This is a genomic window from Kribbella sp. VKM Ac-2566, from assembly GCF_004366005.1.
GTDB lineage: Bacteria > Actinomycetota > Actinomycetes > Propionibacteriales > Kribbellaceae > Kribbella > Kribbella pratensis.
Genome location: NZ_SODT01000008.1, coordinates 1,198,546 through 1,225,539 on the forward strand (window position 1 = coordinate 1,198,546; position 26,994 = coordinate 1,225,539).

The window sequence follows — 26,994 nt, forward strand, 5'->3', positions numbered from 1 at the left end:
GCCCGACGGACGGACGCTGGAGGCAGCTCGAAATCCACCGACCGTTTAGGGGCCTAGATGTCTGTCCGTTCGCTGTCCGCCACCCTCGCGCTCTCCGCCACTCTGCTCGGCGCCGGCGCCTCGACGGCCTTCGCCGCACGGCCCACCACTTACGAGCTGCCTGGTGACGCCGGCGGGTCGAAGTTCGAGGGCATCGGGTACGACGCGCGTACCAAGAACTACTACGTGTCCGAGACCACCGGCGGTGAGATCCACCGCGGCCTGCTCCGCTCCGGCGACGCGGTCGAGTGGCTGAAGGGCGACGGCACCGACGGCCGCTGGACCGCCCGCGGTGTGAACGTCGACTCCCAGGGCCGGGTGTACGTCGCCGGCGGGCCGAACGGGATCGACCACCCGGGCGCGCCGGACCTGTGGGTGTACGACCGCGACGGGCAGCTGCTCGCCGCGCTGCGGACCGGCGTACCGAACGCGTTCCTGAACGACCTCGTGATCGGTCCGGACGGCGCGGCGTACTTCACGAACTCGAACGCTCCGCAGATCTTCCGGGTCGCCGAGCAGCACGGCCGGTGGACCGTCACGACCTGGGCCGACGCGACCGGGACGATCGAAACGACGACCGGCTTCAACCTCGGCGGGATCGTGCTCTCGCCGGACCGCAGGGCGCTGGTCGTGGCCCAGAGCAACGTCGGCAAGCTGTGGCGGTTCGACCTGCGGACCGCGAAGGCCACCACTATCGACACCGGCCGCGCGGACCTCGTGAACGCCGACGGCCTCGTCCAGCAGGGCGACAGCCTCTGGGTCGTGCGCAACTTCTCCAAGGTGCTGAGCACGCTGCGGCTGTCAGCCGACGGCCGGACCGCACGGCTCGTGTCCGCGACGCCGACCGACCCGGACCGGGTGCTGACGACCGCGAAGCTCGCCCAGGGACGGCTGCTGGTGGTCGACAGCAAGTTCGACGAGGCGACCGCGGTCCCGCCGTACCAGGTCATCACCCTGAATCCGCGCCGATGAAGCGACCTCCGATCGCCGTGGGCGCCGTCCTGCTGATGGCGGTGACCACCGCATGTTCCACTGAGACCCGCAGCACGCCTGCTGCCTCACCTACTAGCTCGCCCTCTAGGAGCGCCGCTGTGCCGTCCACCCTCGACAGTCAGCTGATCGCCGCCGCCTGGAAGAACGACGTGGCCGAGGCCGAGCGCCTGATCACCGCGGGCGCGGACGTCAACGCGGTCGACGACACCGTCCAGAGCGCGTTCCTGATCGCCGCCAGCGAGGGCTACCTCGAGCTCCTCGATCTGACCCTCGCTCACGGTGCCGACGTCCGCAGTCTCGACAGCTACGACGGTACGGCGCTGATCCGGGCGGCCGAGCGTGGTCACGCCGCCGTGGTCGGCCGACTGATCAAGGCCGGCGTGGCGGTCAATCACGTCAACAACCTCGGCTGGACCGCCCTGCACGAGGCAGTCATCCTGGGCAAGGGCACGCCGGCCTACGTCGACACCGTGCGGCTCCTGATCGCCGGCGGGGCGGACCGCACCAAGCCGGCTGTCCGCGACGGTGCCACCCCGATGCAGGCCGCAAAGGACCGCGGCCAGACAGCGGTGAGCGCCGTACTCGACACTGCGGGCGAGCTCCGAGACACCCGCGCCGCGGTCGAAGCGCTGCTGGCCGCTGCGGCATCAGGCGACGCCAACAAGGTCGCCGCGGCACTCGCTGCCGGTGCGCCGATCGAGTCCCGCGACGACCATCGCCGTACGGCGCTGTTGCTCGCCTCGCTCAATTACCGGGTCGAGGTCGCCAGGCTGCTCGTCGCGCTCGGTGCCGACCCCGACGCACAGGACGACCGGCAGGACTCTGCCTGGTTGGTCACTGGCGTCACCGGGAGCGTCGCGATGCTGGAGACGCTGCTGCCCGCAAACCCGGACCTCACGCTGCGGAACCGCTTCGGTGGCGTCTCGGTCATCCCGGCCAGCGAGCGCGGCCACGTCGACTACGTCCGGCGGGTCGTCAAGACGAAGATCAACGTCAACCACGTGAACAACCTCGGCTGGACGGCTCTGCTCGAGGCGATCATCCTCGGCAAGGGCACGCAGCAGTGGCAGGACATCGTCAAGATCCTCATCGACGCCCGCGCCGACCCCAACCTGGCGGACGCCGAGGGCGTCAGCCCACTGCGGCACGCCGAGTCCCGCGGCTACGACGAGATCGCAAAGACCCTCCGCGCCGCCGAGGCCCGTTAGAAGTCGCGCAGTGCGACGCCTTCAGTCGTGGGTGAGGCAGCGGGACGGGAGTTCGAACCAGCGGAGGTGGTCGAAATCGGTGTTGACCCGGCCCTCGGGATCGGTGAGGTTCTGCTGACAGGTGGACAACAGGTCACGGGCCTCGGTGAGGTAATCGTCAAGGGCGGACTCGGGAGCCGTGTGGTCGTGGCGCGGATACCTGAGCTTGCCGTCGGCGTCGTACCCGACCTGCGACAGCCGCATCGGCGGCTCCACCGGCCCGCGGTGGTGTCGCCACAGGCCGTTGGCCGGGTCGAAGCGGTAGTCGCCGAGCAGCCGCCAGCCCTCGCGGGCGACGAGCTTGACGGCCTCGACGACGTACGTGAAGACGGCGTCCGAGATGAAGTAGTTGAAGTTGACGCGCACCCAGCCGGGCTTGATCCCCTCGCAGCCGTGCAGGATCTCCTCCTCGAACTCGTGCGACCGGTCCAGGTCGATCCCGAGCAGGGTGTGACCGTACGGGCCCGCACACGAGCAGCCGCCGCGGGACTGGATACCGAACAGGTCGTTGAGCAACGCGACCACGAAGTTGTGGTGCAGGTACCGGCCCGAGGGCGCCTTCACCACGAACGACACGATCGACAGCCGCTCGGCGTCCAGGTTGCCGAGGATCTGCAGGTTCGGCTCCGCCGTCCACGCCTCGACCGCGCGCCGCAGGTAGGCGTCCTCGTGCGCGCGGATCACGTCGATTCCGACGGCCTGCTTCAGCTGGAACGCCAGCCCGGCCCGGATCGACCCGATGATCGCCGGCGTCCCGCCCTCCTCGCGGTGCACCGGATCGTCCAGGTACCGGTGCTCGAGCGGGTTCACATACGCGACGGTGCCCCCACCCGGTACGTCGGGCACCCGGTTGCGAAGCAGTTCGCGGCGCGCAACGAGTACGCCGGGCGTCCCCGGACCGCCGATCAACTTGTGCGGGCTGAGGAAGATCGCGTCCTTGTACGACAACGGGTCCTGGTCGCGTCCGCCGTACATCTCGATCTCGACGTACGGCGCGGCCGCGGCGCAGTCCCAGAACGACAGCGCGCCGTACCGATGCAGGAGAGCGGAGACCCGCTGCGTGTTGCTGACGATGCCCGTGACGTTGCTCGCCGCCGAGAACGAGCCGATCTTCAGCGGGCGGTCGACGTACTCCTGCAGTCTCGCCTCGAGTTGGTCGATGTCGATATGACCGTCCGCGTCCTGGGAGATCACCACGACATCGGCGATCGACTCGCGCCAGGGCAGCTCGTTCGAGTGGTGCTCGTACGGGCCGATGAAGACGACCGGTCGCTGCTCGGACGGGATCTGGTCGGTCAGGTGATACCTGTCGTCGAGCTCGGCCGGGATCCGCAGGCCCATGATCCCGATCAGCTTGTCGATCGCCCCGGTCGCGCCGGAGCCGCAGAAGATCAGCGCGGTCTCGTCGTCGCCGCCGACGCTGTTGTGGATGATGCGCCGGGCGTCCTCACGCAGCCGGGTCGTCTGCAGACCGGTCCCGCTCGACTCGGTGTGAGTGTTCGCGTACCGCGGGAGAACCTCCTCGCGGATGAAGTCCTCCAGGAAGGTCAAGGCCCGCCCGGACGCGGTGTAGTCGGCGTACGTGACGCGGCGCGGACCGTACGGACCCGGCATCACCTGGTCGTCACCGATCACCGACGCCCGGATCCGCCGCAGCAACGGCGACTCCGGCGGCATCTCCTGGATGTTCATGTCTCAGAGTATGGCCAGGAGTGATCTGCGTCTCGTCCTGACCGGGTGCCCTCTGGATAGGGTCGGTGCCAGTCGACGGCGAGGAGTGGGGATGACGTTTTCCAGCGAGCTGTGGGAGCGCGGGGCGGCCTCCGTGTACGACGAGATCGTCCGGCACCCGTTCATCACGGGGCTCACCGACGGCACCCTCGACCACGACGCGTTCAGGTACTTCATCGTCCAGGACAGCCACTACCTCCGCGCGTACTCGCGGGCGCTCAGCCTGATCGCCGGTCGCGCCCTCGACGAGGATGCGGTCAGCATGTTCGCGCTGCACGCCGCCAACGCCATCGCGGTAGAGCGGGAACTCCACACCTCGTTGCTGGCGTCACTGGGGCTGACTACTGAAGACGTCGACGCGGCTGGATCCGGTCCGACCACCACGGCGTACATGTCCTATCTGACCGCTGTGTGCGCCACAGGTACGTACGCCGAGGCCGTGGCAGCCGTACTGCCTTGCTACTGGATCTACCGGGACGTGGGGCGCGAGCTACTCAAGAGGTCGTCACCGGACCCGGCATATCGCAAGTGGATCGAGACGTACGGCTCCGAGGAGTTCGACGCTGTAGTCGAGTCCGTGCTCGCTGTCACGGACGGGCTGGACGTGGGAGCCGCGGAGCGGGAACGTTGTCACCAGCACTTCGCTATGACGTGCCGCTACGAATGGATGTTCTGGGACGCCGCGTACCACAAGCTGGATTGGCCGGTGGGATGAAGGACTTCTACGACGTCGTCATAGTCGGCGGCGGGCACAACGGTCTCGTCGCCGCCGCCTACCTGGCCCAGTCCGGGCTCTCCACGCTGATCCTGGAGCAGCAGTCGCATACCGGCGGCGCAGCGGTCAGCGAGCGAGTGTTCCCGGGCGTGGACGCGCGGCTGTCGCGCTACTCGTACCTGGTCAGCTTGCTGCCCGACAAGATCGCCGCAGACCTGGGTCTCAACCTGGAGCTCCGGTCCCGCGCAGTCGCGTCGTACACCCCGGTACGCCGCTCTGGACGCGACGTCGGCCTGATGGTCGAGCGGCCGGAAGGCGCCGGCACCAGGGACTCGTTCCGCGCACTCACCGGGAGCGACGCGGAGTACGAGGCCTGGACGGACTTCTACGGCTCTGTCGCTTCGCTGGCCGCCGCTGTCGCTCCCACTCTGCTAGAGCCGCTCCAGCCGGCAGCTGCGCTTCGCTCCCGTGTGGACGGCGCACTGTGGGACGAGCTGATCGAGCGGCCGCTCGGAGAGACCATCGAGCGACGCTTCACCGACGACACCGTCCGTGGGGTCGTCGCGACGGACGGCGTCATCGGAACGTTCGCCGGGCTGCACGACGAGTCACTGATCCAGAACAGGTGCTTCCTCTACCACCTGATCGGCAACGGCACCGGCGAGTGGCGGGTGCCCGTCGGCGGTATGGGGGCGGTCACTGACGCACTGGCCGCTGCCGCTCGGCGTGCTGGTGCCGCACTGGTCACCAACGCAGCAGTCACCGCGGTCGAAGCAGACGGGACCCGTGGCTCGGTCACGTGGCTCGGTGGCGACGGTGAGCGATCCGTCGAATGCTCCTGGGTGCTGTCCAACGTCGCACCGTCGACGCTGGCTGCGCTGCGTGGCCAGACCGGTGTCGAGAAGCCGGAAGGGTCGCAGCTGAAGATCAACCTGCTGCTGCGTCGCCTGCCGGCGTTGAAGTCCGGCGACGACCCTGCGCGGGCGTTCGCCGGCACGTTCCACATCGACGAGGACTACAGCCAGCTCGAGACGGCGTACCGATCCGCCGCGTCCGGCGAACTGCCCGCCGTACCGCCGTCCGAGGTGTACTGCCACTCGCTGACCGACCCGTCGATCCTCTCCCCCGACCTGGTTGCCTCCGGCCACCACACCCTGACCGTCTTCGGCGTGCACTTCCCTGCCCGTTTATTTGCCTCTGACAACGATTCGGCCCGGGCCGAGTCCGCGCGGCGCGTACTGGCCGGCCTGGACTCCTACCTCGCCGAGCCGCTCGAGGACTGCATCGCCCGCGACGCCGACGGCAACCTGTGCATCGAGGCCAAGACGCCGTACGACATCGAGGAATCCGTCGGCATGCCCGGCGGCCACATCTTCCACGGCGACCTCCAGTGGCCCTGGGCGACCGACCCCTCCGACACCGGCCGCTGGGGCACCGAAACCGACGTCGCCAACCTCCTGATCTGCGGCTCCGGCGCCCGCCGCGGCGGCGCCGTCTCCGGCCTCGGCGGCCACAACGCCGCCATGACCATCCTCACCCGCTAACCGATTTCGCATCTCCCCGATCCCCCTGCTACGATCCTCTTCGTTCGAAAGCAACACCAAGCGCCGCTAGCTCAATTGGCAGAGCAGCTGACTCTTAATCAGCGGGTTCGGGGTTCGAGTCCCTGGCGGCGCACATAAGCCCAGGTCACGACGGTGTCCTGGGCTTTTGCATGTCCGTAGGTCATCTCAAACTCATCACTTTGAGCTGATGCACCGCACAGCGGACCCCGGCCACGACTCTTCGCGGCACCGTCTGAGCCTCGATCTGCTCGTGACTGTGCGTCACATCACATCGCTTCGCAGCGTTGCCGACTTGTCCGATTCGGCGCTCCAGCCAGCGTTGAGCTTCCAACCGTTAGACAGGTTGGAGGCCTGACATGTCGAGACCGCCGCTGCCCATCGGCACTTGGGGAAGCATCTCCACCAAGGTCATCAAGACCGACAAGAACGGCAAGCCCGTCAAGCACCAGGCGCAGACCAAGTTCTGCGACCACGATGGCCACGTCCGCCAAGTCAGCGCGGTCGGCACGAGCAAGACAGGTGCTGAGACCGCGCTGAAGCAGAAGCTCCAGGACCGCGCCAGGACCAACCAGTCCGGCGCCCTCACAGCGATGCACAAGATCAACCATCTGCTCGACCAGTGGGAGGGGAGATTCGAAGGACTGGTCGCCGACGGGAGACGATCACCGACCTCTCTGGACACGTACCGGCGGGCCCTCAAGAACCACGTCCGCCCCGCCCTCGGCGAACTCCGCATCGGCGAGGCCACCACTCCACGCATCGGCACCGTCCTGACCAAAATCAAGACCACCGCCGGGGCCGCCACCGCCAAGACCTGCCGCGCCATCGTCTCCGGCGCCATGAAACTCGCCGTCCGCTACGGCGCCATCTCCGTCAATCCGGTCCGCGAGGTCGACACCATCGAAGCCGCGCCCAAGAATCCACCTCGCGCCCTCACCGGCGAAGAAGTCACCCTCCTCCGCAAGAGCCTGGCAGCCGACGAACGCGCAGTGGAGGCTGACTTACCCGATCTGGTGGCCTTCATGCTCGGCACCGGCGTCCGCATCGGCGAATCCCTCGCCGTCCTCTGGTCGCAAATCGACCTAGAAGCCGGCACCGTCGAAATCACGCACACCATCGCCCGCATCAAGGGCGAAGGCCTCATCCGCAAGGCCACCAAGTCGAAGGCCGGCGAACGCCTCCTCCACCTCCCCAACTGGACACTCGCCGTCCTCCGCTCCCGCCACGCTGCCGGCATCCGCCTCGACGACCCAGTGTTCGCCGACACACGCGGTGGCTACCGCGATCCCTCCAACACCCGCCGAGCCCTCCGCACCGCCCTCTCCCCCGTCGGCAGCACCGCCCGTCGAGACCTAGGCCTGAGCCTTCGAGCCCTACGCAGCGAGACCGGCATGACCCGAAAACAGGTCGCCGACCATCTCAACTGGCCCCAAACCAGGGTTGAGCTCATGGAAACCGGCCGCATCAAGGTCGACCACCAACTCGTCACAACCCTCGTCGCGACATACGGCATCGACCTCGACCATCTCCACGGTCTGCGCGCCCAGGTCCAAGACGCGATCCGACCGGCCGAATCCGACAAACTCGCCTGGATCCGGTCCCACGCCCTCCGCAAGACGACCGCCACCGCCCTAGACCAAGCCGGCCACACAGCCCGCCAAATAGCCGACCAACTAGGCCAAGCCAAAGTCTCCATCACCCAAGACATCTACATGGGCCGCCAGGCAGCCAACCCCGCTGCCGCCCAGGCCCTCGAACACGCCTTCGACGATCTAGATCTGCCCTGAAGGCCAAGACAGAATCGGCTGCACGACCACGAACTGCGGAGGCGGATGGGCGTGGTGCTGACCTTCCAAGATGTCGAGGATCATCCTGGTGCTCAGGGCCGCTCGTGCTCAAACCGCTCCAATTTGGCCTCTGACCTGCGCATTCGTTGCTCGTCGAGGCGCGCCGATGATCGACGCTTGCCAACATCCCACGGAGCAGTGACGGAGCAGGACATCAGAGCCGTAGCACCTCGACCGACGACCGCGACCGCCCGACTCTGACGAGCTGCCTGGCCGAGTACGACGTCCCGCTCTACGTCAGGGGACCAGGAGGTGCCGGTGCAGATCGCCCCGGCCACGGAGCCAATCGACGATCCTCAACGCAATCTGCCGCCAGGTACCTGACGTGCGACCACTGCCGCCTCACAGTCCCAAAACCTCTTCACAACAGTCTGGCAAGACGCAGCGAACGCGCCGACGTGGATGTGGCACATACCACTGACCAACTAGGGCATGATAGTGCGAACATGCGCGCTACACTGTAACGAGATCGGTGACACCAAGGTGGAAGTACGATACGAGGACTCGAAGCTCGAGAAGCTGTGCACCGACGAGCGAGAGATGCGGAAGAAGCGGGCCGACATCGCCAGCCGGCTCCGGCTGCGGATCAACGCACTGCAGATCGCACAGACGGTCGGGGAGCTGCAGACGCTCGATCCGATTGGGTACTGGCACGAGCTTGGTGCGGATAGGGATGGCATGTGGGCCGGCAAGCTAAGCGGGAATTTCCGGCTGCTGATCAGGCCCGAAGGGGATGCCGAGTCCTGGAAGGCCGTAACTGTCACCGTGATCGAGATCGTCGACTACCACTGAGACTCGGAAGGAGAGCCATGACCGCGACCAACTATGCCGTTGCCCCAGGTGAGTACCTGGAGGAATGGATCGCCGAAGAAGGCTTGTCTCAGCAGCGTGTCGCAGATCTTCTCGGCTGTAGCCGAAAGCAGGTCAACGAGATCATCAACGGCCACGCGCCAGTAACAAGCGAGACCGCAATGCGACTGGAGCGGGTGGTAGGCATCCCTGCAGCCTCGTGGCTACGGTATGAGGCCGCCTACCGTGCTGACGTTGCTCGGATCGCCGACGAGGAGAATCTCGCCGCACATATCGACGAAATCGACCCGAACGCAATCGCATATCTTCGCCGCCTCGGGGCCACACGAGCGACCCGACGAGACCCGGGAAGACTCGTCTCAGACTTTCTCGCCTTCCACCGATGTGGAACCTGGCCCGCCTACACCCACCTTCACGAGTCAGCCACGACGGGCGACTACGCGCTCGCTGCGCTCAAGGACGCGGGCGCCACCATCGACATCACTGTCCTGACGACCTGGCTCCGTGCCGGTGAGCTTTCAGAAACATTCGAGCGTGGACGTGGCTATGTCTACGATCCTGACCGGCTCAGGGAGGTTCTTCCAGAGCTACGCGACCGTGCTGCACGGCCGGACGGAGACATGTTGCAAGACATTGCCCGCGGTCTGGCTGGGGTCGGCGTTGTGTTCATGGTGGTCGAGCCGCCAGCCAAGTTCCCGCTGCTTGGCATGACGAGGTGGATCGACAAGCGTGTGCCGGTCATCCAGCAGACGGGCCGCTGGGGAAAGGACGGGTTTGTGATCTGGACTCTGTTCCACGAGATCGGCCATGTTCTCAATGACCCGAGAGGTGAGATGCACCTCGAGTACAAGACCGAGAAGAAGCGGAACAGCGCCGCCGAGCGGAACGCGAACACCTTCGCCATGGAAGTCCTGTTCGGCGAATCCGGGATGCAGCCGTTCGAGGGGTTGACGACCAACAGCGCGATCGCTGCAGCCGCGCGGCGCGTCGGAGTCTCGCCCGGGGTCGCCGTTCACCAGATGCATAGGCGTCGTCTCCTCGACTACCGATTCGGAAACCAGCTCTGCAAGGACCTCGCCGGAACCTTTTCTCCCTGACCTCAGTCGTTCGACCGGCGTCACGTCATCTGACTCCGTTAACAGAACAGGCCTACCAGGGAGGGCAAATGCTCAACTGGCACGATCTCGATCCACTCAAGGTCGAGCGCGCGATCAAGATCCTGCTGCGCGAGCTTTACCCCGGCCTACGGAGCATGGACGGGTCAGGAGGTGACGGCGGGCGCGATGCGTATCTGCTGCAGGACGGCAGGATGCGTGTGTTCGAGATCAAGTCGCACGCGCGCACGCTCAGCGGCGGCCAACGCCGCAACATTCAACGCTCCCTGCAGGTCGTGCTGACCCACCAGCAGATCAGCGAGTGGGTTCTGGTCATCCCACACGACCACACACCAGGCGAGGAGGAATGGTTCACGCAAACGCTCGCCTCGCTTGCTGCGCCGGTGACGCTTGATTGGTGGGGACGTGATTGGCTCGACGGACAGTTCGCCTCACGTGAAGACCTCATCCGCTATGTCGAAGGACCGGACAGCCGACTACTCAAGCGAGCACAACAGCACGCGATGGAGCAGGCTGTACTCGCAGACGGCATACCTGACCTCGCCGCACGTCAGACCGGTCTCGGCGAACGCGCGACCGAGCTTTCACCGTTCTGGCGGATCGAACCTGCGACGATCGATGGCCAGACCGTGATTCACGTTCAGCCGAAGAGCGCCGAGTCGGCTGAACTGGACCCGATCGCGGTCGAGTTGCAGTTCGGATCTCCTGATGCGACCGACCATGCCGCGATCAAGCTTGCACAAGCGACCTATGACCAGGTCGTGGCATTCGGCGGACAGATGTCGATAGGCAGGCGATATCTGGAGGCTATCGATATCACCGCCTCCGAGGAGACCTCACGCCTGTTCGGAAATCTCCTGACCGGACCGGTCGAGTCGATCGAGCTTGGAACGCCGCCCGATGCGGACGCGCCCGCGCGGCCAGGTTTCCTCGAGTCCGTCGGCGCCGGATCCCGGGTCACGGCGAGCACGCGGATCACGTCGTACGAACAACGACGGGGAAAGTTCGGGGCCACGCTCTATGCCCGCGATGAGTCGGGCGGTCTGCATCTCGAACTCCCGGTGCCCGATCCGAGTGCGCCTGCCGAGCTTCAGCCAGCCGTTCGGCTGGAAGTCGGGCCATTCGCAGGCTGCCTCGCCGATCCCGTCCAGTCCACGCTCCAGGTTCTGCTCGCCGTGTACGACGGGGACGAGTTCCAGATCCGGTTCGGCCGCGGAATCAAAGCCCGAGGAAAGGCGCCATCAGGCCTCCCCCAGCTGGCAACCCTGCAGAACCTCGCCGGCCTAGTCGCAAACCTCATCACCCTCCAAGACCACACCGGCCGGGACATCACCGTGCCAGGTGACGTATCCACGCGAGAGCTACGCGCCCTCGAAGGCATCGCATGCGCAATCCGTGGCGAGTCTGTCCAGCTCGCGACGGACGAATTGGTGCTGAACATCGCGCCGGACAAGGTGAGCGAGTTCCTCCATGCCCACGCGAACCGGCCAGGGGCCGGAATACGCATGTCCGTCGAGAACGCTACGTTCCAGTTCAACGGAAAGACCTACCAGCTCGGAACGCTGACGTACTACGCCCCCACCATGCATCTCACCAACCACGAAGCACTCGCAAACCCCGCCTCTGGCGCTCCGCCGATTGCACGCTACGTCGCAGCCGAGGACACCGGCATCTACCTACTCCCCATCCAGTCGCCACAGCGAGTCTGACGCAGCCTGCTGTGAAGCCTTCGTGCTCGGGAGCCAGATACAAACCTAGCCGGAGACCTTCATTTCGCTGAAAACAATAGGCGGATTGATGGGGGATTCGGCGCTGGGGCGGTTGACATGCATTTGCCGGCTTCAAAGCGCTTCTGTACGCCCTCGATCTCGGTGGACTTGCAGATGCGCTGGGCGTCAAGTCGCGGGATACCGTCGTCGCCGACTATGTGAGGCAATCGGTCAGGTACTTCGACGGTTTTTGGCTGGCGCGCTCAGCAAGAGGAATGGATGCCTGATGCCAGAACTACTGAAGCCGCGCCGCGCTTGAACCCGATCGTTTGTGACGCTTGTCGGACGTCGAAGACGGGCAGGACCAGGAGCGCGCACGAGGCGATCCGCAACCAGTGCCCCGAAGCGCGGCTTTCGAGCCCGTACCCGTTGCACTGCGATGCGCATGTTTGCCGCGCCTTCGACCTGCCGGAGCGGCACACGACGAGTCATCCGTCGAGTTGATTGAGTCGCAGGTGCTCAGTGTCGCGGCGCTTCTTGATGGCGGCAGCATTGCGGGCGGCCCGGTTGAAGGCGGACTGCAGACTTGATGTCTGTTTGCGGGCCTGGCGTAGTGTCTCGCGGGTCTGCTCGAGTTGGTCGTTGAGCCGTACGAGGTCGGCTTCCAGGTCGGCGATTCGGTGCTGGTGTGCGTCGAGGACAAGTTCGGCTTGCTCGCGCTCCGCTTCGGCCACCGCGTAGTCCTCCTCGGCCTGGTCGACCCGTGCGCGCTGCGCGTCCCGGCGATCCTGAAGAGTTCTTTCGACCGTCGGGCGGCGCTCCGCAGCGCGCTGTCGACGCGGCGTGATCTTGGAGGATTCCGGTCGCAGAGGTGGCGAGCGTCTGACGACCCGGGGCCGAATGGCGGCGAGCTGGGCTGGATCGCCGCTCTCGTCGACAACGCCGAAACCGACATGCCGCAGCCCGCTCGTTAGCTGTCCCGACCTGAGCAACTGTGCGGCGCCGGGATCGACCAGGGCGGCATCGAGGGTTTCGACCAGTCGCTCGGCGGTCTGCGGAGTGACGCGTCTGCCGCCGGCGGCTCGTTCTCGGGCCGTCCGCACCAGGCCGCTCACGAGTTCATACCGTAGGCGAGTGAGTTCGCGGCGCCGTGCAGCGTCGGCCGACAGGTAGGTCTGACGCAGCTCCTCTCCCAGTTCGGTCAATGCATGGATACCGTCCGGGTCGGTGCGGACAAGCTGATTGGCCAGCCATGCCGTGACCGTCGGCTTCCGCATCGCCATGATCGCTGCCGCCGTCGTCTCATCCCCGGCAGCACTCGCGGACCTGGCGAACTCATTACGCGCCGCGGTGAACTGCTCGGGCTCCAACCCGTACAGCCGCAGGGCCGCCGTTGCCGTGTCCACCTATCCACCATGCGCAGATCGATACGGCATGCGCAACGTCGGCCTTCCCATCACTCGTTGTATCAGGCAACGAGCCTGCGGTGACCTGGACCACCGGCACCGGAACGCAATCGACAGCTCAGAGGCCGCGGTCGAGTTCTCGGTCCTGGGTATCGAAGGAGATCGGCTCACTGCGTGCGGCGCCGCGCAGGATCTGCGGTGCTGGCAAGTACCGCTCTGTGGAATCGATCAGGCGTCCCGCGGCAGCGACGACACGGCCACCTAGCGTCTCGACAAGCCGCACTGGGGGCCGGCGCCCGAGCGTTGCTACAGAACTGGCCATCTGGTATTCCGGCAGGACGCCGAATCGTGCGAGCGTCACGTAGGCAACCGACTCCGCCTCCAACCTGACCAGGCCATGGCAGCCTGAGTTACGAGACAGCTTGTGCATGCGCAAGTGCGCCAACTGGTGAGCGAGGCTCATCACCGCCACTGAGCCGTCGAGCTCCTCGCTCACGGTGACTCGCCGCCGCTGCAAGTCCGTGACCGCACCACTCGGCGCGTCCCGCAACGGTCCTCGCTCGACCCGAAACCCGGCATCAGCAGCGACACGCGCCAGCACGGCGTATACATCTTGTGGTCGTACAGTCCCGACCATTCCCCGCGAGGGCAAGCGACCCTCCGTCTGCGTCACGTCCCAGACCGTCGCAACCCCGTGCCCTTGCACCGGCCCCGTAAGCCGATCAATATCTCGCCCCGACGCGACGATCCGGATGCCCGACGCACCACGCGCGACGCGACGTCCCAGGCGCTGCCATCCAGGCCGGCCGTCGACCCAGATGGCATCAGGCATCTGTAACTTGATCAGAACCACGTTCCTGAACGTCTGGCCACGCAGATCCGCTGCCGCATCAAGCCATCGCATCCACTGACGATCAGACCAGTTCCGCTGCACCTCGGCATCTACAGCTCGACGGAGATCATCGACCGTGACGCGAAACCTGTTCCCTGCTCCCCCATGGCTGCTACCCATACAACGAGCCTCAGCACGAGCGGACGCTCCCTGAACCCGGCAGCCGAAATCCAGGACTCAGTCGAAGGCGAGCAACGGCACGTTGTACAGGTCCGGTTGCCGCGGGCGCGCGAATCCCGGCGCCTTCACCTCGACCAAGTACATCTCAGTCAGGAACTGGACCTTCGCCCCCAACAGATGACTTGTGTGGGCCGTCGCCGATTGAGCCTTCAGCCCATCAGACGCACCTCCTGGATTCCCGGGGTCAATTCCATCGTCAGCTACGTTCCCAGCCGCCGTCCGTGGACGAGATCGTCGATAACCTGGTGCCAGCGCGCATAGCTCGCCGCCACACCGTCCGAGCCGCCGAGTTGGGGCGGATCGTACGTGGCTGGGTAGCCTGCGTAGACGAAGATGCGGTCAATCACCCGGTAGTCGTAGGTCGGTGGTCGAGGATCGGCAACCCACTCACCTCTGATGTCCTGCACGCTGCGGTACGCACCGCGGCGCAAGGCGTGGATCAAGGAAACTGACCACTCACGCCAGCCAGGCTTTCCGCCGCGGAACTGGGACAGCGCAGCACCGTCTGCGAGGAACTGCCGCACCGAACTCTCGTCGTCGGCCAGACACAGGCTCTTCGCAGCCATAGCCGTCCGCATGGGGCTTCGCATCCCATACCGGTCGGTGGCGGCGATGGCCGGATCACAGTCAGCCGCCGTGGTCCGACCGAGCAGTGCTGATCGCCACAGCACCACCACCTGATTCTCCAGAGCCACCCGATGACGGCCGACAGATCGTAGGTACTCGGCCCGAGCCGAGGCTCCAGCAATCGCCTCGGCAAGTCGGCCATTCCGGTAGGCGAGATCACTTCGCATCCGCAGTTCGGCGGCAGGATCTGTCATCGGATATCGGCTGAGGTGCGTGGATAGCTGCTCGAAATCCTCGAGATAGTTCAGTGTCCGCGCCACTTGGTAGCGCAGCAATTGCGAATCCGGCTCAGCAGCTAGTTGACGCTGCAAAATCGCCAGCGCTTGCCCCCGCTGCGATTGTGTTGCGGTAGCGGCGGAACGCAGAGCGTAGGCCAGGAAGCGTGACGCCATCACACTAACGTCATCTCTGAGTGGCTCCGCGATGAACGACTCGAGAGCAGCCATCCGCCGGGGCGTGTCTGGCTGGCGGTAGCAATCCAGAAACCTCGACACCTGTCCGATCCAACTGGCCGGATCTGCGGCCGGCATACGCTCCGCGGTGAGCGCCATGCCGGGTACATCCACGAGAGCGTCAAGCAACCATGGCGTTTGCAGGTCGTGGGTGGCACAGAGACCTGCAGTCAGTTCCAGGATGTCACGCTGCCAACTAACACTGTCGACAGCCGCGGTAAATTCTTGCTGAAGTGCGTCAACGAGCCCTTGGGCGCGATCACGTCTGTCCGCTTCGGCCCACGCGCCTCTCATCGTGATCGGTTCGCCGGCAATTGCAGACCGCACAGCATCGTGCAGCCGGAACGGAAAGAGCGTGTGGCCGTCGTGGCTCACCATGGTCCGCCGGCAGAACCTGCGTGCAGCACCGACCAACCGTCCGGACGCCCTCGCAACCAGCTCCGGGCTGAAGCGAGGCAGCAGACTCGCTGTACGCGCGACTTCGCGTTCGTCCTCCGGGAGATCGGAAAACACCAGCCCGACCAACTCCGGCAGCGGACCACCGAATGCTTCTGGGGCGAGCTCTCCATCTCCGTCGGCCGCGGCCACCCTCGCCATCGTCAGAGACAGATCAAGGTACAGCGGAAGTCCATGGGCGCCGGCCCGGACTCGGGCGATCACATCGGGAGACAGTCGCGGATTGCCGGCCATGCCCGAGGCAGTGGTGAGATAGCGGTCGACGTCTGCATCCGAGAGATCACCGACCAGGTGCTGGCGCGGCTCTCCCCACGCGTCGAGTCGGAGCCCGGGCCACACCCTGGGACCTGACGCCGGCAGCAGGCGATTGAGCTCCGAAGAATCCCAATCCAGACTGTTTCGCGAAGTGATCACCCATAACACAGCCGGAGTCAAGTGAACGACGCGATTGAACAGTCGCTCTTGCACCCGATTGTCGTCCTGGACGTACTCGATCGCGTCTGCGAACGCCACAACGAGCGGTCGTTGCGGCATTGCGAGCCGATCCAGGTCCCACGACAGGAGACCGGCCAAAGTAGCCGCCACGTAAGGCGAGGGATCTGTGCGCGCCTTTTCGATCAGTGTTACCAACGGCTCGCAGTCGCCCAGCGTCCGATCGGTAAGCCGACGCGTGCGAATCGCCTCCACCGCCCGGGCCGCCAAACGTACTCCGAACGCGCCGACGCCCAGGCCGACCACGAGGTCCCCAAGTAAGTCGTTGACGGTGTCTCCGATCTGCCCCCGAATATCGAATCCGTTCCGAGTACGGAGTTCGGGTAGCTCGGATCCCGGGCGGGCGAGGGCCCACCAGGCTGCCAATCCGAGATCGAACGCCGGGAAACGCCGACCTGCTCCGCCGAGGACAGTGCGCAGACGCAGAACGATGTCTACCGCATCGACGACCGCGCTGCCGTGGAAGTCCACACGCACAGCCGAGACTTCCTGGTCGAACCGTGGCGCTTCACCCCAGTCCCCCGGGTCGGCAAGCTCGCCTCGAACCCACGCCTCCAGACGATGCGACAGCTCTGTCTTACCAATCCCACCGATGCCGTAGAACGTCAGGACGTTGCGTCGTTCCACGGCATCCAGTCTCGCCGAGCCGTCGAACACGCGCTCCGCGTGCGTCGTCAGGGCCTGCGTGAATGACAGGTTTTCCGCCGAGCGATTGGTAAAAAGGTCGATCGCACTATATCCGGGATCAAACAAGCGATCGAAATCCATCTTCCCCCCACGCTCATGGCCTCACAGCGTTCAGCGACCCGCCATTCACCAGGCCGGTTCTCTCGTACATCGCAATGATCCGTCCTGGCGTTACAAATCGCTACGTCGGTCGTTTGGCACGCAACGGACCCTCCGTCCAGGTTTGCCCAGAACCTGATGCTTCTCCCGTTGGCTGCCCGACGTCATGACATCGGAGTCGCCGAGCCGAGCGCCCCCTCAGTCGCATCGGACGGGTGACTTCTGACCGCGGAGGCATGTCCATCCGCGCGGTGCCCCCAGCACTCATCGACCAAGTTATCAAGATGGCTACGATCGATTGTCTGCTTAGCTTGCACCGAGACCAGCGCCCGCTCTGCGAGCTGCGTTTGATTGTCGAGGACGAACCTGCCGAGTCAACCCTCTTGAACCGGCCGTCTGCTTCGCTGTATTGCCGACCACCTCGCACGCCTCGGGCTGGTCGACGCATGCCGCGACTCACGCAGAGCATCGAGTGGGTCGATGCCTTCCGCGCTTTCCCATGCTGGACCACCGTCCCGCAAAGCGCCTACGCACCACCGACAGCACCAACCCGTACGATGGCCCGGGGCAAAGACCGGCACGCTGAACATTCCCGTCAGTATCTGAACCCAGAGGACAGCCGGCTTGGTCAGCGTGGCGAAGACGCTGATATGACCAGATCGTCCGTTCCTCTCAGGTTTTCGGGAAATGAACTTCCCAGCCGCCAGTGGGGATCGGGCTGCGGATGCAGACCAAGCCCTCGCGTTCCAGCAGAATCCGTGCGACCACCTCGTGTTTGATCGCGAAGTAGCCGTGTCCGTATCGTTGCCGGACCTTCTGCGGGATGGGACCGCCAGATCCGTAGAGCAGGGTGTAGTACGGGGCACCCCTGGCATAGTCCTTGCGCATGTCTTCGAAGATCAGCTCAAGGAAGTACTGCAGCGCAGGGTCGGCATTCTCTGTTCGCTCGCGCTCCAGCCGCTCGGCTTCAGCCTCACGGGCGCGCAGAGTCGCTTCCCTGGATTCCTTGTCCTTGCGATCGAAAATGCCCACGGAACTCCCCCTCTGGATCGTCTTCATCCGCGATCGATGGATGGCACCATAGCGGGAGGCACGGAGGAGGGACAGGGGTCGACTGGGTCAGGTCCAGCAGATCCAAGGTGCCCAGTCCGACGGGTGACGCAACAGGGGTTCCCGGCTGGCCACGTTGGCCCGGAACGGCGTCAACGAAGACGCCAGCGGTCAGCCGAAGGGGATGTAGCGCTTCCCTAAGGTCGCGAACCTTCGGCAGCACCAGCGGCAAGCCCAGTACACATCGAAATAGTCACCCCAGACGGATCAGCCTGGTCCGCGCTTCCCCGATCGTGAACCGGGTTCCCCCAGATCGCGGGTCTCAGTGCGTTGCGATCGCTCGCCGCCGATCGCGCATCCTGCGTGAATTGCTCGAGGACGGCCACACAGCTGGCAATGGCCTCGTCTGCGATCGTCACGCCGGTACCGGTCGGTCGCGGGACGACGTCCGGCCATCGCCGGCCGTCGTATTCACGCTGCCAGGCGCGAAACCGCTCGTCGTCGCTCTCGCGTGAACGATGACGCGGAGTCAGACGCGTCAAGTCCCACAGCGACTCACTCGTCCAGTGACGGGCGTTGCGCGCCACCATGGCCTGCTGGACCTGCTCCACCTGCTCTCGGAAGGCGGAGAGGAGAAGATCGAGCGGATCACCGCGACCGAAGTCGAACCGCAGCCGCAAGTTCTCCGGATCGGCGGTACGAGCACCGACGTCCGCGTACAACCGAAACAAGTCATCAAGCATCTGCGGCAAACGGCTCGGCGATGCCGAGCAGGCACCGGACCAGGTCCTGCGCCGACACACCAGCAAGATCGACCCCAATGTCCCGTCGGCTTGGCAGGCCCATTGCCTGCCGCAACTGATCGACCAGATCGCGGTCGTAGGTTGCCGGCAGCACGTGCTTCTCTGCAACGAGACGCCCCCACAATGCCCGCGCATCAGCTTCAACGCGCGCCGTCGCCATGCAGTCCCCCGTTCTCGACGCTCCGCGACTCATCCTCGCACGAACCCACGCCGACCACGGTAGTGACATTAGCGATGAAGTGTCTGATCGTTCTCGGCGCAGGGTCATTCGAGCGATCGCAGTAGCGAATCATAGTGCCGCCGAGGATTTGCGCCAGCATTCGCCAGGATGAGCGCGGCAAATGCCCTTGTCAATTCAGTCGAATGACTGATTTATTGGTGAACCCTGCCCGGTCTGGGCCAGTTGGGTGTACTGTCTCGTCCACCTGGGGGTCTGGGACGGTGGGGGGAGACCACTATGTCGCCTGTCCGGGGTGTTGCTGTGCTGCGCGCAATCGCGTCTCGGCTGGTAAGAAACCCACGTCGGCTGTTGCTTGCGTTGGTTGCCGGTTTCATCGGCCTGGTCGCGTTTGGCCTCGCAAGCGATGCGGCGATGCCTGGCGTGACGATCTACGAGCCGGCATCGCACACTTACTTCAGCCCGAACGGCGACGGGCAGGAAGACACCGGATGGATCTATTACTGTCTCGATGAATCGTCCAACGTCACGATCACCGTCAGCTCTGCCGACCGGCTGGTACGCACGGTGGAGGCGGGCGTCTCGCACGCTGGGTCAACCAATTGTTCGGGCTGGAACAACTACACGTCCTGGGACGGGAAGGACGAGTCCGGAACCGTCGTTCCCGACGGGTTGTATTCGGTGCACGTTCACACCGTCAACGCCACTGGCGATTCCGCGGACGACTCGGTAGAGGTCGGTATCGAAACTCGTGCGCCCGGGTCGTTGACCACTCCCGCGCCCAACGACACGCTGTCGGGAACGGTGAACTGGACCTTTACTCCCACCACGGGCTTCGACGTGTACGAGGTCGACCTCTCCTGTGCCGGTGGGTTCCTCGGATACACGACCACCGCCGGTTCGGATGGAACCTTCTCCAACTCGGGCGACACTGCGCAATGCAACGCGGGGACGAATGCGCTGACCGCCAGTGCCTACTGGACCGATCCTTTCGGCGGTCGCCACGCCTGGACGGCGCTGCCGGTTCCGGTGACAATCGACAATCCTCCACAGGTCAGCATCTCCTCCAACAGCCATCGCTACTTCAGTCCTAACGCAGACACTCAGGACGACACGCTCAACGTCTACTACTGCCTATCCAGGAGCGCGTCCGTCGGTTTCACCGTTGTGAATCCCACCGGAACGATCGTGCGTACAGTCGATGCAACCCCGACGACAGGCGGCACAAACTGCTACGGCTGGAACAGCCACCTCACCTGGGACGGCAAGGACGACGCCGGCCAGGTCGTTCCAGACGCAATCTATACGCTGCGGATCACCGCTACGGACTCGTCCGGCCGTACGGCGGAGGACACGGTGCAGGTCGGGGTCGACACACGGGCGCCGGGTGCCTTGACCGCCCCCGCACAGGACGCAACGCTTTCGGGAACGGCAAACTGGACGTTCACCCCGAACGCAGCCTTCGACCTCTACCAGGTGGATGTCTACTGCGACGGTTCGTACCTTGGCTCCGCGACCAGTACAGCACCCGACGGGACTTACAGCGGATCGGGCGACACCTCTCACTGCAAACCCGGAGCCAACGCGCTGACCGCAACCACGTCGTGGACCGATGCGTTCGGCTCGCACCATTCATGGAGCAGCCGCCCCCTTCTGGTGACGATCGACAACCCGCCGCAGGTGACGATATCCGGGCCGTACTCGCATCGGTACTTCAGCCCGAACGGCGACGGGCAAGATGACGACACTGAGATCTACTTCTGTCTCTCGAAGAACGCGACCGTCACCATCACCGTCGCCGACTCAACCAGCGCTTTGGTCCGCACGCTGGAGTCTGCCGCCAATAGAGTCGGGGGCAACAACTGCGGTCCCTGGAACAACTTCTTGCCCTGGGACGGCAAGAACGATGCAGGCACGGTCGTACCCGACGGGATCTACACGCTGCGAGTGCACGCGGTGGATGCCTCCGCGCGAAGCGCCCACGACACCGTCGACATCGGCGTCGACGTCCGGAACCCGGGTGTGCTAACCGCTCCTGTCGCCAACGCCGCACTGACAGGAACCGTGAACTGGACCGTGACGCCCACCGCAGGATTCAACCTGAATAGCGTGGCCGTCTACTGCGTGGGCACGTGGCTCGGCGACAAGGCAACGGCCGATCCCGACGGATCCTTCACCGGATCTGGCGATTCGACCGGTTGTCGAGCAGGTACCAACTCCTTGACTGCTGTCATCAGCTGGAGTGATGCATTTGGCAACTACCGCAGCTGGAGCACGCCACCGACCGTCGTGACGATTGGAAACGCCCCTAGTACTTCGATCTACGATCCGTACTCCCGCCGATACTTCAGCCCGAATGGCGACGGCCAGGACGACGCCACGACGGTCTACTACTGTCTCTCGGCAGATGCGACCGTGGACGTGACGATCACAAACTCGGTCGGCGCCACGATCCGGACCCTCGAACCGGCTGCAAGAACGGGCATTCCTGGCTGCGGCACCTGGAACAATTACTTCAGCTGGGACGGCGCGGACGACACCGGGAAGACTGTTGCCGACGGCGTCTACACGGTCCGGTTGCACGCCGTGGACAGCGCGGGGAAGACTGGCGACGATACCGTCGAGATCGGCGTCGACACGCGGACACCGGGCAGTATGACGGCGCCCAAACCGGGCGACACCCTGGCCGGCCTGGCGACGCTCGCCTTCCAGCCGACCTCCGGATACCCGGTCAGCCAGGTCTCGGCGTACTTCAACACCGGCGGCGGCGCGACGATCTACAACGCCTCCCCGGATGGATCCTGGCGGACCAGCCTGTACGCGGGAACGCTGCAGAGCGGACCCGCTACGCTCCAAACCGTCGTGTCCTCGATCGATCCATTCGGGGTGGGTCACAGCTGGGTTGCGACGGACGTCCCGGTCGTCGTCGACGTGACTGCTCTCCCCCTCACCGTCGCGGCCACGCCGGCCACCGGGCCCGCGCCGCTGCAGACCACGCTGCACATCGAGACCTCGGATCCCGCGGCCCGCACCGTGCACTACAGCGTCAACTTCGGTGACGGCGGCTCGGGAGCATCTGGTGATGTCGCCGCGCCATACACACCGGTCGAGGTTCCGCACACGTACGCGAACCCGGGCGTGTACCGGGCCGTGGTCGTGGTCACGAACTCGGCCGGGGCAGCGTCGACCAGAGCGATCGACATTCCGGTCGCCGGGACTGCGAACACGGCTCCTACCGCCGGGCTCTCGCTCGACACCGCCGCCGGCATGGTTCCGCTGCCGATCGTCGCGACGATTGCCGGGACGGATGCGGAGAACGATCCGCTGACGTACAAGCTCGACTTCGGCGACGGCACCGGAGCTGCGGGCGGTTCATTGCCTCAGGCCCCCATCTCGCACACCTACACCAGGGCAGGGACGTACCTGGTACGTCTCGCGGTCGGGGACGGTAAGCTGACGACCGTGCGGACGGCGACCGTCGTCGCGGCGTTGTCCGGACCGTTGACCGCGAACGCCGGCGACGACCAGGTGGTCACGCTGAACAGCGCCGTACATCTGGATGGTTCGGCTTCGCTTCCGTCGGCCGGCATCGAGGCGTACCGCTGGACGTTCGGTGACGGGAGCAGCACCTCAGAAGCTGTTGCCGATCACACGTACGCTGCTGTCGGGACGTACACCGCCAAGCTGACGGTGACCAGCAACGGCCAGACCTCGGAGGACACGGCCATCGTGGCCGTGAAGGAACCGCCGACCGAGAGTGGTCTGGTCGTCGCGGTGCAGGACGAAGGCAACAACCCGCTGCCGGACACCGAGCTCGTCGTGATCGACAGCGCCGGCCAGAAGTACTCAGCACACACCGACCAATCGGGCGCCGGACACCTGCATGGATTGGCAGACGGATCGTACGCGGTGTACGGCTGGAAGAGCGGCTACGTGCCTGCCAGTACCACGGCTGCCGTGAACAATGACGCCGGCACCGCGAAGCTCACTCTCAAGCAGGGTCAGGTCGCCACGGCCTCCCTGACCTCCACCCCGCTGACGTATGACCAGATCGTGGCCGCGGGCATCGACCCGGACGACCCGGCGAACCAACTGGTCGAGCAGTTCACCGTCAACCTCGCGGTCGGCCCGTCCAGTACCTCGTTCAGAGGCTACGCGGCGACCGGAGGCTTTCCGGTCTGCCCCACCGCTGACGGGATCGAGGTCACCTGCAAGGACTCGACCGCGCGCATCGTCACGAATGAGTACGTGATCACGGTGCACACGTCGTACACCCATGGTCAGCCGCAGCTGGTCTGGCTGGTGATCCCCGCCAAGGCGAGCTGGCTCAAGGAGTTCTTCTCCATCCAGATGATGGTGACGAACCTCGCGGATCCCGCGTTCGTGCTCGACCACGGCAGCGCGACGCTGCCGCTACCGAGCGGACTGTCGCTCGCGCCGACCGGATCGCCACAGACGCAGACCGTCAGCATGCCCGATATCCCGGGCGGATCGAGCGCCACGGCGACGTGGGTGGTTCGCGGTGATACCGAAGGCTTCTATGACCTGACCAGCTCGTACGCCGCCGGTCTCGAGCCGTTCGGCGACACCATCACGGTGAACGCCGCCACGCCGGAACCTCTGCACGTGTGGGGTAAATCGGCCATCGAGATCACCGTCGACGCCGACAACGACCTCTGGGACCGCGACCCGTACCACGTCCGGGTCGGCCTGAAGAACGTCGCCGACGTACCGATCTACAACGCCGCCGTCGAACTCCTCAGCCAGGGCAAGGAACACTACCTCTATCAACCCCGCGAAGCCCTCCGCCAAACCACCGCCCAGATCGACCCCGGTGCGACGTTCTGGACCGACGACTACATCCTCGCCCCCGACATCTCCGGCACCCTCAACCTGGCCACCACCTTCATCACCCAAGCCACCGGTGCCGAAGGCCCAACCCCCAAGATCACCACCCATGCCCCCCAGCAAACACCGGCGACCGCACCGCTGCTGACCGCATCGGGTCTGAAGGACCGCGTGGGTCTGAAGTGGGAAAGCGTTCCGGGCGCAACCGGGTACGAGATCTACTCGACGCCCGATCGCATCACCGATTTCCCCGCCGCACCCGTACAGACGCTGCCGGCCGACGCCACGACGACGACAATACCTCTCGCCCAAGGCTCCGAGGCGTGGTTCGCCGTGAGCACGATCGTTAACGGCCGCCGAACCCTCCTTCACCCCATCGTCGACGCCACCCCCTCAACAGAGGCCATCGAGCCGCGGACGCGGGTCAAGCTGTCCAGTACCGCTTCGTGTGGTGCCGACGTCAGCGTCTCGGCCTCGTTCGACGATGCCTTCGCCGACCTGACCGGCTGGACAGCAACACTGGATGGCGCGGACTACGCGACCGGCGGAAACCACGCTCTCTCAGGTCGCCACGGCTCCGCGAGCTTCACCGTCAACGCCGCTCAGATCAAGGCTGAGGGCTCGGTCCTGCGGGTCAAGGCCACTGACACCGTGGGAACCGGCCCCATGTGGACAGCCTCGCTCAGCAAGGCCTGCGGCGGAATCAAGATGGTTGTCCTCGGCGACTCGATTGCCTGGGGACAAGGCCTGCTCGACGACAAGAAGTATCCCGCGCTCGTCTCGACGTGGATCACCGGGAAGACCGGTCGCGCCGTCGAGTACCGGTCCTGGGTCGACAACGTCGCCCATTCGGGTGCGAACGTCAATCCGAACGCAGGCTGCTCGCCGGATGTCGCGGCCAGTCTCGGGTACGAAGCCGGCCAAGAGGTGCCCACGTCTACTCCGGACATCGGAAAGTGCCAGGCCGGGACGGTCGGGTCGACCGCAGCCGATCTGATCCTGGTGGACGGATGTATCAACGACATCAACGTCGTCAACATCTTGCTGAACCCGCTGACCGACCTCTACACGGCGGTGCAGGACAAGTGCGGCAAACAGGTGACCGACCTGTTGCTGAAGCTGCACGCGGATCACCCCAGCGCCCAGATCGTATACACCGGGTACTACCCGATCATCGATCAAACCTTGAGTCCCACGCAGTTGCTGCAACTTGCCCGCACGTTCGGCATTTCACAGGCAGCCGCGGCCGGATTGACCTCGGAGTTCCTGAAGGCCAGGTCCAGCACGTTCGACAACGCCTTCAGGCTCCAGGCCACTGCCAGCGTCAACAATGCACTCGCTGCTCAGCCGGGAACCTGGCTCGTGTTCGCCGATCCCACATTCGTCACCGGCGACGGCCTGTTCGACTCGAACAGTAAGTTGTATGCCGGCGCCAACGATCCGATGTGGGTCGACCGCGCAGTGAGCTGCGTGGATGCTGCACCGATCCTGCGGTCCACTGCGTTCGACAAGGGCAAGTGCCTTGTCGCCTCGATGGGCCACCCAAACGAAGCAGGCGCCCAAGTCTACGCCAATGCCATCGAAACCGCGCTGTCGCATTGGGCGGCCGGTATCCACGGCACTACTCCGGTGAAGACTCTGGCAATCGCGCCGTCGACGGTCTCCTTGGCGAAGGGCGATTCCAAGGCGCTTTCGGTGACGGCCACCTATGCGGACGGCACGACCGGGGATGCGTCGTCGATGGTCACCTTGAGCAGTGACAAGCCAGGGACTGTGTCCGTGGACGGTCTGACAGTGAAGGGTGTGTCGGTCGGGCAGGCGCAGATTACTGCGACACTGACCGGAAATCCTGCGATCAAGACGACGATCATCGTCAACGTACGGGCGGTCGAGCCCCGGAGTTTGGTGATTGCGCCGGCGGCGCCGCTGGTAACGGTCGGAGGAAGCGTACAGCTTGCTGCCACTGTGACGATGTCCGACGGGACAGTTGTGGCTGCGACGTCTAAGTCGACGTGGACGTCCAGTAGGTCTGCGGTCGCGACGGTCAACGCGAAGGGCGTGCTCAAGGGAGTCGACGTCGGTACGGCCTCCATCGCGGCGTCCTACCGGGATGCTCAGAGTTCAGTGACAATCACCGGGTCGACGACGGCATCAGTTCTCGCCGGGCCGCCGAAGATCACCGGATTCACGCCCATCTCGGGCCGCGTCGGCGCACAGGTCACGATCCAAGGGACCAGCCTGCTCGGCGCTAGTTCCGTCACCTTCGGCAGCGTCCCGGCCGTGCAGTTCACGGTGAACTCGAGCACGAGCATCACCGCCATAGTCCCCTCAGGAGCGAAAACAGCAGCAATCTCCGTCACAACACCACTCGGCACAGCCAAGAGCAAGGGCAAGTTCACCGTGAGATAGACAAAGCCACTGACGCCGCTTGCAGCCGCACCAACGCGGATCACAAAGACGTTGTGGCCACATGGTGGCGGGCATGCTCATCCAATCTGTTCCGGAGGATCCCAGTCCGGTCGAACGACATGGGCCGGCTCGACAGCGGTCGTAGCCGTCACCGACGGTCGCGCCTAAAGAAGGACTCGGTTCACGACACGGCAGCCATCCGAGAGGCGCACCCACACACCTCTTTACGCACCTCAATCAGCGCGAGAGGATGGTGAGCGATGAGAACCAATGCGTACGAGACAACCTTCGAATCCCCTACCAGTAAGAGTTTTCGCTCATCATCGGCAAACGTCGATCAGTCTGCGGTGGAATTCAGCGGGTTCGGGGTTCGAGTCCCTGGCGGCGCACAAAAGCCCAGGTCACCAAGGTGCCCTGGGTTTCTTTGTGTCCATCGCGCACCACTTACGCACCACTTTCCCGGATCTCTGCGCCGATCTGGTCCGTCGGCACTCGCCCCACCTCTTCCCTGCGGGCTTCATCTGATCGTGACTGTGCGTCACATCACATCGCTTCGCGTCGCTGCCGACTTCTCGGATTCTTCGTGCCGTCAAGCGTTGAGCAGCCAGCCGTCGTACCGGTTGGAGGCCCGACATGCCGAGAGC

The 26,994-nt window shown here is 65.0% G+C and carries 16 protein-coding genes and 1 tRNA gene; 10 read left to right on the top strand and 7 right to left on the bottom strand.

The annotated features are described in order from the left end of the window. Window positions 1–57 precede the first annotated feature (57 nt). Window positions 58–1,011 carry an SMP-30/gluconolactonase/LRE family protein gene (locus tag EV647_RS08665; RefSeq protein WP_134000762.1) on the top strand — a complete coding sequence of 318 codons (954 nt, stop codon included), beginning with the start codon at window positions 58–60 and terminating at the stop codon, window positions 1,009–1,011. A gap of 119 nt (window positions 1,012–1,130) precedes the next feature. Beyond that, entirely contained in the window at window positions 1,131–2,240 is a 1,110-nt protein-coding gene (locus EV647_RS08670; RefSeq protein ID WP_238177105.1) for an ankyrin repeat domain-containing protein, read from the top strand. 21 nt (window positions 2,241–2,261) lie between these two features. Here EV647_RS08670 and EV647_RS08675 read toward each other — a convergent pair whose 3' ends face one another. After that, the gene (locus EV647_RS08675; RefSeq protein ID WP_134000764.1) at window positions 2,262–3,971 is read right to left on the bottom strand and encodes an aminotransferase class V-fold PLP-dependent enzyme; all 1,710 of its coding nucleotides are present in this window, start codon (window positions 3,969–3,971) and stop codon (window positions 2,262–2,264) included. Between the two features lie 91 nt (window positions 3,972–4,062). Here EV647_RS08675 and tenA point away from each other — a divergent pair, with 91 nt between their 5' ends. The 7 genes from tenA to EV647_RS08710 all read left to right on the top strand — a co-directional run bounded on the left by tenA (window position 4,063) and on the right by EV647_RS08710 (window position 11,771). Then, the gene (gene tenA / locus EV647_RS08680; RefSeq protein ID WP_134000766.1) at window positions 4,063–4,725 is read left to right on the top strand and encodes a thiaminase II; all 663 of its coding nucleotides are present in this window, start codon (window positions 4,063–4,065) and stop codon (window positions 4,723–4,725) included. Next, on the top strand, window positions 4,722–6,269 hold the full coding sequence (locus EV647_RS08685) for an NAD(P)/FAD-dependent oxidoreductase (RefSeq protein WP_134000768.1): 1,548 nt from the start codon (window positions 4,722–4,724) through the stop codon (window positions 6,267–6,269). The genes tenA and EV647_RS08685 overlap by 4 nt, the downstream gene beginning before the upstream one ends. Window positions 6,270–6,329: 60 nt before the next feature. Further along, a tRNA-Lys gene (locus EV647_RS08690) sits at window positions 6,330–6,402 on the top strand. Window positions 6,403–6,646: 244 nt separating this feature from the next. After that, window positions 6,647–8,077, top strand: a complete 1,431-nt coding sequence (locus EV647_RS08695) for a helix-turn-helix domain-containing protein (RefSeq protein ID WP_134000769.1) — start codon at window positions 6,647–6,649, stop codon at window positions 8,075–8,077. Between the two features lie 543 nt (window positions 8,078–8,620). Beyond that, window positions 8,621–8,929: a type II toxin-antitoxin system RelE/ParE family toxin gene (locus tag EV647_RS08700; protein ID WP_134000770.1), complete on the top strand. Its 309-nt coding sequence runs from the start codon at window positions 8,621–8,623 to the stop codon at window positions 8,927–8,929. Window positions 8,930–8,946: 17 nt separating this feature from the next. Next, window positions 8,947–10,044 (top strand): HigA family addiction module antitoxin, encoded by a 1,098-nt coding sequence (locus EV647_RS08705; RefSeq protein ID WP_134000771.1) that lies wholly within the window; start codon window positions 8,947–8,949, stop codon window positions 10,042–10,044. A 68-nt stretch (window positions 10,045–10,112) separates the two neighbouring features. Beyond that, window positions 10,113–11,771, top strand: coding sequence for a hypothetical protein (locus EV647_RS08710; protein WP_134000772.1), 1,659 nt, complete (start codon window positions 10,113–10,115; stop codon window positions 11,769–11,771). 488 nt (window positions 11,772–12,259) lie between these two features. On the opposite strand, the gene EV647_RS08715 is transcribed toward EV647_RS08710, so the two are convergent. The 6 genes from EV647_RS08715 to EV647_RS08745 form a co-directional block, all read right to left on the bottom strand. Then, on the bottom strand, window positions 12,260–13,141 hold the full coding sequence (locus EV647_RS08715; protein WP_134000773.1) for a hypothetical protein: 882 nt from the start codon (window positions 13,139–13,141) through the stop codon (window positions 12,260–12,262). A gap of 154 nt (window positions 13,142–13,295) precedes the next feature. Further along, window positions 13,296–14,081, bottom strand: coding sequence for a hypothetical protein (locus EV647_RS08720; protein ID WP_134000774.1), 786 nt, complete (start codon window positions 14,079–14,081; stop codon window positions 13,296–13,298). A gap of 368 nt (window positions 14,082–14,449) precedes the next feature. After that, window positions 14,450–17,044 (bottom strand): hypothetical protein, encoded by a 2,595-nt coding sequence (locus EV647_RS08730; protein ID WP_134000775.1) that lies wholly within the window; start codon window positions 17,042–17,044, stop codon window positions 14,450–14,452. Window positions 17,045–17,734: 690 nt separating this feature from the next. Further along, entirely contained in the window at window positions 17,735–18,094 is a 360-nt protein-coding gene (locus EV647_RS08735; RefSeq protein ID WP_134000776.1) for a hypothetical protein, read from the bottom strand. A gap of 215 nt (window positions 18,095–18,309) precedes the next feature. Further along, a complete protein-coding gene (locus EV647_RS08740; protein ID WP_134000777.1) occupies window positions 18,310–18,855 on the bottom strand; it encodes a hypothetical protein in 546 nt (181 codons plus the stop codon). Then, window positions 18,848–19,075, bottom strand: coding sequence for a hypothetical protein (locus EV647_RS08745; protein WP_134000778.1), 228 nt, complete (start codon window positions 19,073–19,075; stop codon window positions 18,848–18,850). The genes EV647_RS08740 and EV647_RS08745 overlap by 8 nt, the downstream gene beginning before the upstream one ends. A 432-nt stretch (window positions 19,076–19,507) precedes the next feature. Here EV647_RS08745 and EV647_RS08750 point away from each other — a divergent pair, with 432 nt between their 5' ends. Further along, a complete protein-coding gene (locus EV647_RS08750) occupies window positions 19,508–26,350 on the top strand; it encodes a PKD domain-containing protein (RefSeq protein ID WP_166680250.1) in 6,843 nt (2,280 codons plus the stop codon). The last annotated feature ends 644 nt before the right edge of the window (window positions 26,351–26,994 follow it).

Bases quoted from the DNA above. Each gene is read 5' to 3' on its own strand.
- EV647_RS08720 (WP_134000774.1), bottom strand. From the start codon at position 14,081: ATGCGATGGCTTGATGCGGCAGCGGATCTGCGTGGCCAGACGTTCAGG.
- EV647_RS08750 (WP_166680250.1), top strand. From the start codon at position 19,508: ATGCCTGGCGTGACGATCTACGAGCCGGCATCGCACACTTACTTCAGC.
- EV647_RS08675 (WP_134000764.1), bottom strand. From the start codon at position 3,971: ATGAACATCCAGGAGATGCCGCCGGAGTCGCCGTTGCTGCGGCGGATC.
- EV647_RS08710 (WP_134000772.1), top strand. From the start codon at position 10,113: ATGCTCAACTGGCACGATCTCGATCCACTCAAGGTCGAGCGCGCGATC.
- EV647_RS08685 (WP_134000768.1), top strand. From the start codon at position 4,722: ATGAAGGACTTCTACGACGTCGTCATAGTCGGCGGCGGGCACAACGGT.
- EV647_RS08730 (WP_134000775.1), bottom strand. From the start codon at position 17,044: ATGGATTTCGATCGCTTGTTTGATCCCGGATATAGTGCGATCGACCTT.
- EV647_RS08745 (WP_134000778.1), bottom strand. From the start codon at position 19,075: ATGGCGACGGCGCGCGTTGAAGCTGATGCGCGGGCATTGTGGGGGCGT.
- EV647_RS08740 (WP_134000777.1), bottom strand. From the start codon at position 18,855: ATGCTTGATGACTTGTTTCGGTTGTACGCGGACGTCGGTGCTCGTACC.
- tenA (WP_134000766.1), top strand. From the start codon at position 4,063: ATGACGTTTTCCAGCGAGCTGTGGGAGCGCGGGGCGGCCTCCGTGTAC.
- EV647_RS08665 (WP_134000762.1), top strand. From the start codon at position 58: ATGTCTGTCCGTTCGCTGTCCGCCACCCTCGCGCTCTCCGCCACTCTG.
- EV647_RS08695 (WP_134000769.1), top strand. From the start codon at position 6,647: ATGTCGAGACCGCCGCTGCCCATCGGCACTTGGGGAAGCATCTCCACC.
- EV647_RS08705 (WP_134000771.1), top strand. From the start codon at position 8,947: ATGACCGCGACCAACTATGCCGTTGCCCCAGGTGAGTACCTGGAGGAA.